Below are 15,319 nucleotides of genomic sequence, written 5' to 3' on the forward strand. Positions count from 1 at the left end.
AGAACGGCGATGAGATCCACCACACTCAAGGCAAACCTGTTAGGTATGCTTAAGGTATCGATTGCGGCTTGCCTGCTGCTGGGCGCAAGCGAGATGGCATTTGCCCAGGCGACCGTCAATCTGACTGCGAAAGCCACCACTGCCGTGATGCCTGACGGACAGAGCGTGCCGATGTGGGGCTACGCTTGCTCGACGGCGGCCGTTGCGCCCGCCGCGTGTGCGGCCGCGAACCCCGGGGCGGGTACGAACTGGTCCCCCGTGGTGATCACGGTGCCGCCCGGGCAACTCACGATCAATCTCACCAACAGCCTGCCGGGCTCCGTGCCGACGTCGCTCGTGATCGTCGGGCAACTGGGCGGCGGTCTGGGCACGACGGCGACAAGCATGCCGAGCCCGACGCACCCCACCCAGACCGCGACCACGTGGCCGACCGCTGCGCCCGCGCCCGGCGGTGCGTCGTTTACGCCGCCGACACAAGTGGCCCGCGTGCAGTCGTTCTCGACCGAAGTGGCGCACGGCAGCACCACGGCGCTCTCATGGAACAACCTGAACCCCGGCACGTACCTGATCGAGTCGGGCACGCATCCGTCGATCCAGGGGCCGATGGGGCTGTATGGCGTGCTGGTGGTGAGAACGGCGGCAAACGGCACGACTCCGGCGCAAGCGTATCCGGGCGTCAGCTACGACACCGACGTGCCGCTCGTGCTGGGCGAAATCGATCCAGTGCAGAACACGGCGGTCGCCGCGGCGGTCGCGACCCCGGGCTTTAGCGAAACCATGGCCTGGTCCGCTCAGCCAGGCGGCTGTGGCGATTCGAAGTCGACCGCGTTTGGCACCTGCTATCCGCCCACGGTGAACTACGACCCGCGTTATTACCTCATCAACGGTGTCTCGTTCGACCGCACCAATCCGGGCGCTTCGACGTTCGCCGCGACGAGCGCCGCGACGACCGGGCCGATCATGCTTCGCTTTGTCAATGCGGGTCTGCGCATGCACGTGCCTGCCGTGGTGGGCGCGCAAACCGGCGCCTCACCGGTTTCCGGCTTCGCGTTGATCGCGGAGGACGGCAACCTGCTGCCCGGCAATCCGCGGGTCCAGTCGGAAGTGTTCATGTCTGCCGGCAAGACTTACGATGCGCTGGTGAACATGCCGGCGGCGAGCACATCCGCGCTGCCGGTGTTCGACCGCGAGCTGAGTCTGTCGACCAACAATGCGCGCGATGGCGGCATGCAGGGCTACATCAGCATCAACAACTCGAGTGCGGCTTCCGCTGCCGCCGTGGCGAACGCGACGGTCACCGGCTCCACCTATTTCTTCGTGCCCGGCAAGACGCTGACCGTGTCCGATCCGGCGAGAGGCGTGGCGGCGAAGGACGCCAATGTCTACGGCGTGCAGGTGAAGACTCCGCCCACCGGCGGCGCGCTCACGCTGAACCCCGACGGCACGTTCGTGTACACGCCGAATCCAGGCACGACGGCCGACAGCTTCCAGTATCAGGCGAACGGTAACCCGAACGCCGCTGCCACCGTGACGCTCACGGCGTGCACGTCCGGCAACGGCTGTCTGTCCGGGCCGCCCACGGCCGGCAACGCCGCTTATACGAGCAACATCGCTTCGCGCCTGCAGATCGCCGAGCCCGGCGTGCTCACGTACGCGAGCGATCCGAATGGACTACAGCTCACCGCGACGCTCGTCGGCACGCCGACCGGCGGCTCCGTTACGCTGAATCCGGACGGCTCGTTCACGGCTAGCCCGGCAACGGCGCCAATGGGCAGCACGGCGTCCGCCAGCGTGACGTTCCGGTACCAGGCGGTGAATGCGCAGAACACGGCGAGCAACACGGCGACCGTGACCGTGACGTTCAAGGGCGGCAGCGGACTCGTCGTCAACGTGCTGGATGCGCCCAGCACGCAACCGGGCAAAACGCCGGTGAAGATCAGCGACTACCGCTGGATCATCGAGGAAGACAGAACGTTCCAGATCGATCCGGCCTGCCAGGTGAATTCGTCCACGCGTCCGGCGACTTGCCCGCCGCTGCCGGTGCCGAGTCTTGGCGCGAACTTCCATACGAGCTACATGCCTGTGGTGGCGGCGGGCTGTGTCGGCGTCGCCGCATGCGAAGCGGGCCAGACGGTCTACGATCCCGCGAGCCAGACCCATAAACCAGCCGTGTGCGATATCGGCAACGGCGTGTGCCGGACAACGGCGGCGCAGCAGGTGCCGGTGGATCCGTCTCAAGTGGCGCTCGATCCGAAGAAGCGCTATTACATCTCGATCTTGCCGGGCAACGCCTACAACTCGTTCACGAACGGCGGCGGTGCGCCGCAGCCGGTCGATCCGTCCAACCCCACAGGTGCGCAGCGGCAGTTCGATATCTCCAAGGACTGTCCGACCGTTGCGAACTTCGCGCCGGGCACGGGCAAGTGCGGCAACGGCATGGGCGGCGCACCGATCTCGGCCGGCCAGACCTCGGTCAATGTGTTGCTGGAGGAAGCGCCATTCCCGACGGCGAAGGTTTCCGTGTTCGTGTTCGAGGACGATGCACCGCTGAACGGCGAAGTGGACGTGAGCGGCGGCACCGACACCTTCGGCTCGGCCCGCGAGCCGGGACTCGGCGGCTTCGAAATCAAGCTGTGGGACGACGCCGGCGGCAGCGGCAGCCCGACCGGACAGATGACCTACGACATGTTCAACATGCCGCTGTCCAATTCGCTGGCAGGCACGATCGATCCGGTCACCCAGCTCAACGCGTGCCCGATTTCGACGAACCCGGACGGCCTTGTCGGCATGATCCCGACCTGCCCGAAATACGAGTCGGACGGCAAGACGATATCGCCGCTCGTCGGTCAGGCCATCATCGCCAATCTGATGCCGGGCCGGTATGGCATTATCGCCACGCCCGCGGCCGACCGCATCTCACGAGGCGAGGAGTGGCTGCAGACGAACACGCTGGACGGGCAAAAGGCGCACGACTCGTTCATCAAGGTCGGCGGCCCGGCGTACTTCCAGGAGTTCGGGCCGGCGGGCTTCCATGTCTCGATCGGCTTTGCGAACCCGAAGATCGTCAACGCGCGGCTGCCTTTGCTGTGCGCCACCTCGACCTGCAACAACGGGCTCAAGGGCCGGGTGACGAACCTGCACTACAGCCGTCCGCCTGACGAGCACCTGTACGGCAGCCAGTCGCGCAAGCCGTTGAGCTTCACGCAGTGCTACGTGAGCGTGGGCGATCCGGACGGCGAAGACTACGCGTTCACCAAGTGCAACGCGGACGGCACGTTCAGCTTCTCGGGCCTGCCGGCCGGCATTACCCGCATCACGGTGTTCGACCAGTGGAACGACCAGATCGTCGACGGGCTCGCCTCGGCCGTGACGCTCGGAGGCGGCGCGGTGACGGACGCCGGCGATCTCGCGGTGCTGCAGTGGCAGACGAATCTCTATACGCGCACGTTCCTCGACACGAACGGCAACGGCATAGGAGATCCGAGCAAGCCAGGGCTCGCGCTGCTGTCGACCAACATCCGCTTCCGCGACGGCAGCTATTCGGATTTCAACAACACGGACATGAACGGCTACGCGTCGTTCAACGAAGAGTTCCCGTTGTTCAACTGGTACGTCGTCGATACCGACCAGACCCGCTTCAAGCAGACTGGCGTGCACGTCGTCTATGACGCGGGCGGTCCGCCCGACGGCACGCCGGGCGGCGGCAAGTCGACCATCGCCGCGAACTACGCGAACACGCTGGAATCGATCCATCTGCCAACGAACCTGCGGGTGCCGGGCGCGGTGTACTGCAACGACGCGGACTGCAACGACCGCTCGGGCTCGAGTCCTTCGACTGGCCGTGTCGATCCGCCGTGGGTGACCACCATGGGCTGGCAGGGCTTCTCGGGCCAGAGCTCGTTCATCGAGTTCGGCAAGGCGCAGTTCGCGCCGAACGAGAATGGCGGCATCCACGGCGAAGTCATCTACGCTTCGACGCGCCCGTTCGACGATCCCACGTTGCTGATTCACACGAAGTGGACGCCCGACGTGCCGAACGTCACGGTGAACCTGTACCAGGAAGGCGTCGCGGCCGACGGCTCCACGAGCCTGAAACTCGTCGACTCGACGAAGACCGCGAGCTGGGACGACTGGGCCCAGGGTTTCCGTTCGGACGGCATTCCGAACATGAACTGCCCGGGCCAGAGCACGAGCGATCCATTCTTCTTCACGCTGCAGAACACGAAGATGTGGCTCGACCCGCAGCAGCGCGCGCTGCCGAATAATTCGCAGTTCAAGTGCTATGACGGCATGCACGTGTTCAACCAAGTGCAGCCGGCGCCGTACGACGGCATGTACCAGTTCCCGAGCGTGACGAGCCGCAACCCGCAAACCGGCTTGCCGACCGGCACGAACTGCACGATCTGCCAGGCGAATCCCACCAAGGACGGCACGCAGATGCTGCCCCCCGGCAAGTATGTGGTCGAGATCATCGTGCCGCCGGGCTACGAACTCGTGAAGGAGGAGGACAAGAACATCCTGATCGGCGATAACTACATCGCACCGGTCACGCAGCAGTTCGGCGGCATCGGCGACATTTTCATCCTGCCCGACCAGGCCGCGATGAACTCCACGTACAACCAGAACAACGCGCAGAACCCGACCACGAATCTCGGCTCCACGCCGCACGGCGAAGGCGATACCGGGTCGGTCGAACGCTTCTGGCCGTGTGTGGGCGAGCTGCGCATCGTTCCTGACTACATCAGCCTGTTCCCGGGCTCGCAGGAAGTCTCGCCGTTCGCGGGGGCTTCGAGGAATCTGTGCGACCGCAAGGAGGTGGAACTCACCGACCAGAGCTCGGTGCTGGCGAAGTTCTGGATCTTCAGCTCGACGCACGTTGCCGCGCACTACACCGGCTTCATGCTGGACGACTTCTCGTCGGAGTTCGATCCGTACTCGCCGCAATTCGGCGAAAAGTTCGCAGTGCCGAACGTGCCGGTGTCGTTCAAGGACTTCGCGGGCAACGAAATCTCGCGCACCTATTCGGACCAGTGGGGCATCTTCAACGGGCTGACCTACTCGACCTGGGAAGTCAATCCGCCGAACCCGACGGGCTACGCGCCGACGATGATGGTCGCCTGCATGAACGACCCGTACATGCCCGACCCGGCGCACTCGGGCCAGACCATCAAGGACCCGCTCTACAACCCGGCATACAGCCAGTTCTGCTACGAGATCCCGTTCATGCCCGGACAAACGCAGTACATGGATACACCGGTGGTGCCCGTTGCGGCCTTCGCGGATGGGTATAACCAGGTCGACTGCGCCTATCCGGACGGCACGCCGGGCATTGCGAGCGTGACCGGCGACGCGATTTCCGGCAACACGTCCGCGGGCAGCAACGGCGGCGCGGGCCCGTGGGTCAGCGCACCCTTGAAGACGCTGACGATCACGTCGGTCGGCCAGCAGCAGGTGCCGAACCATGCCTACACCGGCCCGAGCGCAACCAACGCGCCGTTCAACCAGAAGTTCATCACGCGCAACTACGGCTTCGGCGCGCAGCGGGGCGCCGTGACGATCGGGGGCTTACCGGCGCTCGTGACATCGTGGAGCGACGCGAAGATCACGGTGGTCGTGCCGCCGCTGATCGGCGCCGGCGGGGCCTGCACGATCCAGCAGCGCGGGGTGGCAACGCCTACCCAGTGCGGCGAGCTCGTCGTGACCTCGGCCAGCGGCAAGCGCTCGATCGACGCGGTCACCGTGACGGTCGGCGGCAAGGCGCCTACCTACGTGGGCGGCGAGAACACCGCGGGCAACGCGATCCAGGCCGCGATCGACCACGCCACTTCGGGCGACATGATCGTCGTCGGCCCGGGCACCTACAAGGAGATGCTGCTCATGTGGAAGCCGGTGCGGCTGCAGGGCGTGGGTGCCACGTCCGTCACGATCGACGCGAATCCGCATCCGTCGGGCAAGCTCGACCCGTGGCGCAGGCAGGTAGGATGCCTGTTCGGCGACGCACTGAACGGGGCCCTGATCTCGGCGGGCAATCCGTACGATCCGACCGGCACGTACAGTTGCCTCGCCTCGATGCAGCGCAAGATCGACGGCATCCCGTTCGAGCCGACTGCCGGCTGGGATTTCAACCTCAACGGCAACCTTGCGGAGACGCTGATCGAGCCGACGTTGATGGGCGCGTACGAAGGCGCGGCCATTACCGTGCTCGGCAAGGGCGTGAAGGACGTGCTCGTGGGCGGTGTGCTGACACAGGACCAGAATTGCGTCGCGAACGGTATCTGCACGCCGCTGACCAACAGCGCCGCGGACTGCAATACCTATCAGAGCAACTTCCTGTGCAACCCGTCGCGCATCGACGGCATGTCGTTCACGAACAGCTCGCAAGGCGGCGGCGGTATCTACCTGCACGGCTGGAACCACTACACGGAGGTGTCGAACAATCGCGTCTTCTCGAACGCGGGAACGCTCACGGGCGGCATTATCGTCGGCCAGGTCGAAGTGCCCGACGGCACGATCGCGGGGGACAACGTGACCCAGCTCCCGTTCCTGTACAACGCCCACGTCAACGTGCATAACAACCAGGTCACGTCGAACGCTTCGTACGGCGACGAGATCAATTCGACCACGCCGTCTTCGGCCGGCGGGGTGTCGTTCTGCTCGGGCGCCGACTATTACAGGTTCAACTACAACTGGGTTTGCGGCAACATCAGCAGCGGCGATGGCGGTGGAGTCGCGCATTTCGGTTTCAGCTACAACGGCGACCTGTCGCACAACTGGATCCTGTTCAATCAGAGCAACAACCCGACGTTGCCGACGTACGGCGGCGGGCTGATCGTTCAGGGTGTGCCGCCGGATGGCACCTTCTGCGAGAACGCGACCGAGGACGTCGACTGCGCGCCGCAGCTCTCGGACGGTGCGGGCCCGGGCATCACGATCGACGGCAACCTGATCATCGGCAATACGGCGGAAAGCGGCAAGGGCGGCGGCCTGCGGCTGCAGAACGTCAACGGCACCGATGTGCAACGCAGTCCGAACAACAGCGCAAGCTGGTACCGCGTGAACGTGACGAACAACATCATCGCGAACAACGTGGCGGGCTGGGCAGGCGGTGGCGTGTCGCTGCAGGATGCGGTGGCCGTGAGCTTCATCAACAACACGGTCATCTCCAACGACACGACCGCCACGGCCGGCGTGCTGTTCAACACCGCCGCTGCGACCCAGGCCAATGTCGGGCCGCCGAACTGCACGACCTCCGGTTCGGAAACGACCTGCCAGCCGACCACGACGTCGCAGTACGAGCCGGCCGGGCTCGAGACCGCGCGCCATACGCAGAATCTGGTGGCGGCATTCACCAACCTGGGCGTGACGTGTCCAGCCGGCCACCCGAGCTGCACGACGTTCTCGAACCCGGTGCTCACGAATGACCTGTTCTGGCAGAACCGCACGTTCTACATCACAGTGGGAGGACTCGATCCGGGCATTGCCGGGCTGCAGAACGTCGTCACGCTGGTCCCGACGCTGAATCAGGCCGGGCAGGCCACGGGCTACTGCGATCCGAAGGCGGTCTACTGGGACATCGGCGCGTTCGGCGACACCGGGGCCGCCAACCACGGCTCGGGCCTGACGATGAACCCGCGCTACTCGATCCTGACCGACGCCGGCGACTATCCGAACGCGAACAACAGCGGATCGAATCCGACCGTCGTGCATCAGTACTGCAACGGTTCGCGTGTGCCGCCGGAGGCGGGCGGCATCGGCATCACGGTGCCACCGGGCATTGCGGACACGGTGCTGCCGAATCCGCTGTTCAGCCTGCTGCCGTCGGCAACGCCGGACGAGGGCAACAACTGGATCAACATGGCGTACGGTCCGCTGTCGCTGTTCAACGAGGCGAGCACGGGCACGCAACTGAACGTGCTGCTCGGGAACTACACGATCCCGGGCACCTCGCCGGCGCTCAACCATGCCACGGCGGCGGGCGCACCGAATCGCGACATCTTCGGCACGCCGCGGCCGCAGCTGGGGGCCTACGACATCGGCGCAGTGGAGTTCGTGCGGCCCGGCACGCTTGCCTCGCAGCCGTACCCGCTTGCGCTGGGGGTCAACAACCCGGTGACGCTGCTCGGCTTGCTGCAGGGGATCTTGCCGGCCGCCACGACGACTGCGCCTGCCACGCCCGCACCGGCGGCACCGGCGGGTGCGAAGACGCTGGGAGCGTTGCCGTGAGCGGGCGCAGCCTCCGGCCGCCGCGGGCAGTGCTGATTGCCGGCGCTGTGTGCCTCGCCGCGGCCTGGCTGCAGCCGGCCGCGGGCGAGGAAAGCGCGAACGCGGCGCACAAGCCAGCGGGAGCGGCGGCGAAGCAGTCGCCGTACTCGCCGGCGAGCCTGCCGCAGCGCGCGAAGGGGTACTACGAGCTGGCACAGGGTATCGACCACCTGAGCGTGCGCCGCACGGCGTCGGGCAACCTGATCCGCTTCAGCTATCGCGTGACGGACCCGGTGGCGGCGCGGCCGCTCGGCGAAAAGACCGCGACGGCGTTGATGTTCGGGCGAACGAGCCATGCGCTGCTCGAAATCCCGGTGATGGACAAGGTCGGCGCGCTGCGCCAGAGCGGTCCGCTGGAAACCGGTCAGGAGTACTGGATGGTGTTTTCGAACAAGGGTGGAGTGATCAAGGCCGGAGAGCGTGTCGACGTTTTCGTGGGGTCGTTTCACGTCGACGGGCTGATAGTCCAATGATTGCGCAACCGCTTTGCGTGCGCCGATAAAGAGGAGATGACTCATGAACCGCTTTCTTTCGCTGGCAATCCAGACCGCGTCGGTGGCGACCCTTCTGGCGAGCGCTCCCGCCGCGCTTGCGGGGTCTTCTGCAGCAAGCGCGCAGACGGCGGGAGCGGCGCATATGGGCGCGGCGCAGATCGTCGAGCGCAACGCCGCGGCACGCGGCGGCCTGCAGGCATGGCACGCGGTCAACACGATGACGATGTCTGGGCAGCTCGAGGCGGGCGGCACGAAGAACACCAGGCTGCCATTCACGATGACGCTCAAGCGCCCGCGCAAGAGCCGCATCGAGGTCCGCTTCAACGACCAGACGGCATTCCAGGTCTACGACGGCGCACAGGGCTGGAAGGTCAGACCGTTCCTCGGCCGCAACGAAGTGGAGCCGTACTCGCCCGCGGAGGCCAAAGCGGCCGCATCGTGGGCCGAGCTGGACGGTCCGCTCATGGACTCTGCGGCAACGGGCACGAGAGTCGACGTGCAAGGCATGGAAATGATCGAAGGCCACCGCGCGTATGTGTTGAAGCTGACGATGAAAGACAACACGTCGCGCCGCGTATGGGTCGATGCGTCCAGCTTTCTCGAACTGAAGATGGACGGGGACGCGCGCAAGCTCGACGGCAAGATGCACAACGTCGCCATCTTCTATCGCGACTACCGCAACGCGGGCGGTCTCGTCATGCCGCATACGCTCGAGACGGTAGTCATCGGTGCGAGAGGCTCGCACAAGCTGATCGTCGATAAGGTCACGCTGAACGCCCCGGCGGACGACACGCTTTTTGCCAAGCCGCAGCTCACGGTGGCGAAAGTGACGCACCCGGCGCCGGGCGTCGGCGCCAACCCGGTTCTGAGCCCGAGCTCGCACGCGGCGGCGAGCCCTGGCGCCAGTCCCAATGCAAGCGCGAACGCCGGCGCTCACCCGAGCCCACGCCAGAGCGCAAGCCACTAGCCAGCGAGCGCCCCGATGAGGTTCACGGCCATGAAACCAGTCGCAGTATGGGTGCTCGCCGGCAGCGTCGCGGCGGTTGTGTTCGCGGGCGAGCAACTACCCGCGCGGGACCTGAGCGTCGATCAGATTGTCGAGAAGAACGTCGAAGCGCGTGGCGGTCTCGACGCCTGGCGCAAAGTCCAGACCATGATCTGGTCCGGCCACGTAAATAGCGCCAATGCGCCTGCACCGGATCTGCCATTCGTCCTCGCCATGAAGCGCCCGAACAAGACACGCTTCGAGGTCACGGTGTACAACCAGAAGTCGGTGCGCGTATTCGACGGCAAACAAGGGTGGAAACTGGGCCCGAACGGCATGGGCAGCGCCACGCCGCGTCCGTACTCGATGGATGAGGCGACGTCCGCACGCGACGAGCAGGTGATCGACGGGCTCTTGATCGACCATCAAGCGAAGGGTGTTGCCGTCACGCTCGAGGGCACCGATCAGGTGGGCGGCCGCGATACATATCGTCTCGCCGCGAAGCTGCCTTCCGGCGTGACCCGCCACGTGTGGATCGACGCGCAAACCTTTCTCGACGTACGGGTCGACCACCAGGTGCGCACGCCGCTCGGGCAAACGGTCGTGGTGCTGGTGGATTACAGCGACTTCAGGAGCGTCGAGGGGTTGCAAATACCGCTGGAGATCGAAAGCGGCGCAGCGGCGTCCGACAACAAGGACAAGCTGACGATCGACAAGGTGTCGGTCAATCCGGCGCTCGACGATGGCATCTTCACGCGACCCGCGCCGCCGCAGATGCATCGCAAATCGGTTTCAATCGACGTCGATGCCTCACCGGCGCTGCCTGGCGCCGGACAGCCGTTGCCCTGACCATGAAGCGCGCGGCAAGCAGGCCACGAGGCCGGGCATGGACACCTTCACTGGCGTGGCGAGGGTTGGCTCCCTGCGCGCGGCTCGTCACGCTGCTCGCCGCGCTGCTCGTGCCGGTGGGCGAAGCGCGCTGCGCACCGGTGGCGCAGTCGATCACAACGGGCAGCGCAGGTGAGGCCCTCTACCAGCAGGGCATCCTCAGTTCGGGTGAACCGCTCGAAGCGATGCACGACGGGGGCGTACACCTGCAAGGCGCAGCCGCGGCCTGCGTGAACTGCCATCGCCGCAGCGGCCTGGGCGCGCGGGAGGGCAACAGCAGCATCCCGCCGATCACGTGGCGCTACCTCGTCGAGCCGCGTGCGCAAAACCCGGAAGACACCGACTTGCCGTATGTTCCCGGCATGCGCGCCGAGCGCGAACCATACACCGATGCGACGATCGCGCGAGCCATTCGCGAAGGGATCGACTCGGAAGGCAAGCCGCTGAGCAGCCTGATGCCGCAATACGCGCTGAACGACGCCGATATGCAGGCGCTGATCGGCTATCTGAAACACCTCGATCGGCACAGGCCAACGGGCGTAACGGATACCGTGTTGCACTTCGCGACGATCGTCACACCCGATGCCGATCCGGTCAAGCGCGCGGGCATGCTCGATGTGCTCACGCACTACTTCGCCGACAAGAACGTCTTTCCACTCGGTGCGGTGCCGCCGCTGCGTTCGTCGCGCAAGATGATGTTCATGGTGAATCGCCGGTGGGAGCTGCACGTATGGGAGCTTAAAGGTCCGCCGGACACCTGGCGCGGCCAGCTTACGCAGTTTCTCGCCCGGCAGCCCGTGTTCGCCGTGGTGTCGGGTATCGGAGGCAAGAACTGGGCGCCGATTCACGACTTTTGCGAGCAGGAGGCGGTGCCGTGCCTCTTTCCCAACGTGGAAGTGCCGGTCGAAACCGATCACGATTTCTACTCCGTGTACTTCTCCAAAGGCGTGCTGCTCGAATCGGGCCTGATCGCGGCGCGCATCGTCGATGAAGCCGGGGCGCGGCAGGCGCAGGGAACGAAAGACGCAAAAGCGCTGCACGTCTGGCAGGTCTATCGTGCCGGCGACAACGGCGAGCGCGGCGCGCAAGCGCTTGCCACGGCGCTGAAAGCTCACGGCATGGCGGTGTCGGACCGCGCGCTTGCCCCCGGCGAGAGCGTGGCGCACGCCATGCAAGGGATACCGCGCGCAGACGTGCTCGTGCTGTGGCTGCGTCCACCGGACGTCGCGGCGCTTGCGCGCATCCCCCCGGCGACACATACCGTGTTCATGTCGGGCCTCATGGGCGGGCTCGACGGCACCCCCTTGCCGGCGAGCTGGCGCGGCGTCACGCGCCTCGCGTACCCGTTCGATTTGCCGGAAGGGCGGCGCGTGCGCGTCGACTATGCGTTCGGCTGGTTCTCGATCAGACAGATTCCGATGGTGGCTCCCCAGGTGCAGGCGGACACGTATCTTGCCTGTGGTCTGCTCGCTGAGACGCTGAGCCATATGGTCGATGCGTTCGTGAGGGACTACCTGGTGGAGCGCATTCAGGACATGCTCGAACGCCGCATCCTGACGGGTTACTATCCGCGCCTGACGCTGGCGCCGGGGCAGACATTCGCGTCCAAAGGCGGCTATATCGTCCGCTTTGCCGGGCCGGATCACATCAAGCTCGTGGCCGACGGGGACTGGATCGTGCCGTGAGGTCAATTGCGTGTGACAGGAACGTGTCACGCGCCTTCAAGCTCATGTATTGATTAATTAACATACCGAAGGAATTTTTCGCGCGCAGCTTCGTTTCGAAGAGGCCGCGGCGCTCAATGCTGTGCGCCAAACGATGAACGGGCAATTGACACACCGCGACATCTAGCGCAACGCCTACCGGAAGAGGAGGGCATTAACCCATGCCGATCCGGATTGCGCGTTTGCACAATGAAGTTATCGCGTGAGGTACGAGAGGTTCATCGTGAACGCAGCCATGGCAAGAACACGTGTCAGCCATGCAGCATTTCACAACTTGCTGCGCGGCGGCTGGATAGTCGCCTTAACCGTGCTGGCATTGCTGCAGGCAAGCACCGCATACGCACTGCCGATCTTTGCGCGCCAAACCGGGCAAAGTTGCGTGGCCTGCCACGCCGGAGGGCAATTTCCTGAGCTCACGCCTTATGGGCGAATGTTCAAGCTCACTGGCTACACGCTTGGCGAGCGCACGATCCCGATCGCCGCCATGGCAGTCGGTGATCTGAGCCAGACGAGGGTCAACAACGACGCGAGCGGCAATATCATCAACCCGAAGAACGGCCTGCCCATATTCGACTTTGCGAGCATTTTCCTCGCCGGCAAGATCACCGACAAGATCGGCGCGTTCGCGCAGTTCACCTATACGAACTATGACCATCAGAATGGCGTGACGAACAAATGGGAAGGCCACTGGGGGTCCGACAATACCGACATCCGGTTCGTGGACCGGATCATCGGGGAGGCGAACGATCTCATCCTCGGCGTGACGGTGCACAACAATCCGACCGTGCAGGACGTCTGGAACTCCGCGCCGGCATGGGGCTATCCGTACATCGCCTCGACGATCAGTCCGGTTGCCTCAATTCCGAGTTTGCCGGTCATTGAAGGCAGTCTCGCGTCACAGGTGGCAGGCGTTGGCGGCTATCTGTACTGGAACAAAACGGTCTATGCCGAACTGACCGCGTACAGCACGGCCGACGGCATCTGGTCGTTCATGAGTCACGGCAGTGCAGAAGGAAACTCGGCTCACCCGCAAACGTATCTGCGCGGCTACAACCCGTACGCGCGCATTGCGTTGACGAAAGACTGGGGGCCCCATAGCGCAATGGTCGGAGCGTTCCTGTTGAACGTGAACATCTATCCGAACGACTCGAACCAGTTCCCGATCTTCACACAGGGCGTAACGCGCTTTCGCGACTACGGCATGGACGCGCAGTACGAGTACCTGCTCGAGCCGCACACGATCACCGCACAGGCCCGCTATGTGCGTGAGAACATCCACGATCCGAACAATTTCGTCCTCGGCGACAGCACGTCGGGAAACCTCGATTCGCTGAGACTCAAGGCATCGTACGTCTACCAGGCCAAGTACGGTGTCAGTCTTTCGTTCTTCAATACGACAGGCAGTCCCGACAGCGTAGCCTACGCGGGTAGCGCGAACTTTCACACGAACACGCAGGGCTGGATGCCTGAAATATTCTGGATACCGAATCAACGTATCAGGATAGGCTTGCAATATACGCATTACACCAAGTTTCTCGGCGCCACGTCCAATTACGACGGCGCCGGGCGCAACGCGAGAGACAACGACACGCTATTCATCTATCTGTGGGCCGCTTCGTGGTGATGCTCCACGCGCTGTTGCCTGTGCGTCGAAGTGGCTGCGCTTTGACGCGCAGCGCACGAAGTACAGATACAGAGACTGCAGCAAGGAGGTTGGCAACATGGAAAAAATGGCGCAATTCGTTTCCATCGCAATGCTGCTGGCCGGGTCGGCCTGCCAGGACCTGGAGCATTCGCGGCAGGTCGACAACCCGCAGGTTCCGGGGAAAACGATCGCCTTGCAGGTGTGCTCGAACTGTCACGGTGTGAACGGCGTTTCCGTGTCGCCTAGCTTTCCGAAGCTCGCCGGGCAACAAAAGGAATACCTGGTCGATCAACTGACGGACTTCAAGACTCACTCGCGAGCCGATCCGAACGCGCAGCGTTTTATGTGGGGCTTCACGCATTTGACCGACACACAGATCGACGAGCTTGCCACCTATTTTTCGAGTCAATCCGTGGTTCTCGGCGATGCGGGCAAACTCGATCTCATCAACGAAGGCAAGGCGATCTATCATTCGGGCCTGCCTGACAAGGGCGTCGCGGCGTGCGTTGCGTGCCACGGGCAGCATGGCGAAGGCATGAATCAGTTTCCCCGGCTCGCGGGCCAGCACGCGGACTACGTCATGAAGCAACTGGAGGTGTTCCAGCAAACCGACACCCGGCCTCGCGGTGCAGCCATGAAGGCGGTGTGCGCCAACATGTCGGACCGGGACATGCGTGCGGTGGCGGCGTTCGTCGAGGTGTTTCCGCCAGAAGAGGCGGTATCCGCCAGCCCGCCAGGCAATCAATGAGGCGGCAGCGTTGCACGTGGCGCCGCTTGTGCTCAACGGCTTTGGTGCCCGCCTCCTCATCGGGCATCTTTCATGGTGCGCCGTCCCCCCCGGAGCGGGCACCCTTTTTATGCCCGGCGGCAGGCGCTGCGCCATGCTGTCTGCTTCGTCATTGAACGGTGAATGCCATGAAATCAGGCTCATCTTCAGCCGATGCCGCGGTGCCACTTCCAGCGGCACTGCATCGATCCAGGCCCGCGCGCAGCGCGAGTCAAACGAGCGTGCTGGACGACGAGCGTCCCTTCATGAGGCGTCTCGACGCCCCTGACTGGCTGTTTGCCCTCGCCATGGTTGCGGGCGCGGCCTTTGCCCTGTCGCGCTACCAGGCGCACATGAACGACTACGACAAGCTGGTGCTCTGCGGCACCACGCCGGCGCTCGTCGTGCTGGGCTGGCGCTGGAAGCCGGCGCGCCTGTTGATCGCCGGGATCGCGGCGCTGTCGTTGTTCGCAATCCAGCTGTATCACGGTGATCTGTCGCGCGCCGACAGCACGTTTTTCCTGAAGTATTTCCTGTCCAGCCAGTCGGCCATCC

7 protein-coding genes and 1 pseudogene are annotated in these 15,319 nt (G+C 64.5%); all 8 read left to right on the top strand.

The annotated features are described in order from the left end of the window. The first annotated feature begins 9 nt into the window (after nt 1-9). A complete protein-coding gene (locus U5A65_RS06780; protein WP_321910894.1) occupies nt 10-8,223 on the top strand; it encodes an Ig-like domain-containing protein in 8,214 nt (2,737 codons plus the stop codon). After that, nucleotides 8,220-8,735, top strand: coding sequence for a hypothetical protein (locus tag U5A65_RS06785; RefSeq protein ID WP_321910893.1), 516 nt, complete (start codon nt 8,220-8,222; stop codon nt 8,733-8,735). Before U5A65_RS06780 ends, U5A65_RS06785 begins: the two co-directional genes overlap by 4 nt. A 43-nt stretch (nt 8,736-8,778) precedes the next feature. Further along, nucleotides 8,779-9,723: an outer membrane lipoprotein-sorting protein gene (locus tag U5A65_RS06790; protein WP_321945857.1), complete on the top strand. Its 945-nt coding sequence runs from the start codon at nt 8,779-8,781 to the stop codon at nt 9,721-9,723. 30 nt (nt 9,724-9,753) lie between these two features. Further along, the gene (locus U5A65_RS06795) at nt 9,754-10,590 is read left to right on the top strand and encodes a hypothetical protein (protein WP_321945858.1); all 837 of its coding nucleotides are present in this window, start codon (nt 9,754-9,756) and stop codon (nt 10,588-10,590) included. Between the two features lie 2 nt (nt 10,591-10,592). Continuing rightward, entirely contained in the window at nt 10,593-12,314 is a 1,722-nt protein-coding gene (locus U5A65_RS06800; RefSeq protein ID WP_321945859.1) for a c-type cytochrome, read from the top strand. A 469-nt stretch (nt 12,315-12,783) separates the two neighbouring features. Continuing rightward, nucleotides 12,784-13,977: a cytochrome C gene (locus tag U5A65_RS06805; RefSeq protein WP_321910891.1), complete on the top strand. Its 1,194-nt coding sequence runs from the start codon at nt 12,784-12,786 to the stop codon at nt 13,975-13,977. Nucleotides 13,978-14,074: 97 nt separating this feature from the next. Further along, nucleotides 14,075-14,746: a c-type cytochrome gene (locus U5A65_RS06810; RefSeq protein WP_321910888.1), complete on the top strand. Its 672-nt coding sequence runs from the start codon at nt 14,075-14,077 to the stop codon at nt 14,744-14,746. 167 nt (nt 14,747-14,913) lie between these two features. Further along, a pseudogene (locus U5A65_RS06815) lies at nt 14,914-15,319 on the top strand (c-type cytochrome biogenesis protein CcsB); the annotation flags it as partial.

The sequence above is a fragment of the Paraburkholderia sp. J10-1 genome (genome assembly GCF_905220165.1).
GTDB lineage: Bacteria > Pseudomonadota > Gammaproteobacteria > Burkholderiales > Burkholderiaceae > Paraburkholderia.

What these genes read in the sequence shown, in the direction of transcription:
- U5A65_RS06780 (WP_321910894.1), top strand. Translation starts at nt 10, where the DNA reads ATGAGATCCACCACACTCAAGGCAAACCTGTTAGGTATGCTTAAGGTA.
- U5A65_RS06790 (WP_321945857.1), top strand. Translation starts at nt 8,779, where the DNA reads ATGAACCGCTTTCTTTCGCTGGCAATCCAGACCGCGTCGGTGGCGACC.
- U5A65_RS06795 (WP_321945858.1), top strand. Translation starts at nt 9,754, where the DNA reads ATGAAACCAGTCGCAGTATGGGTGCTCGCCGGCAGCGTCGCGGCGGTT.
- U5A65_RS06800 (WP_321945859.1), top strand. Translation starts at nt 10,593, where the DNA reads ATGAAGCGCGCGGCAAGCAGGCCACGAGGCCGGGCATGGACACCTTCA.
- U5A65_RS06805 (WP_321910891.1), top strand. Translation starts at nt 12,784, where the DNA reads ATGTTCAAGCTCACTGGCTACACGCTTGGCGAGCGCACGATCCCGATC.
- U5A65_RS06810 (WP_321910888.1), top strand. Translation starts at nt 14,075, where the DNA reads ATGGAAAAAATGGCGCAATTCGTTTCCATCGCAATGCTGCTGGCCGGG.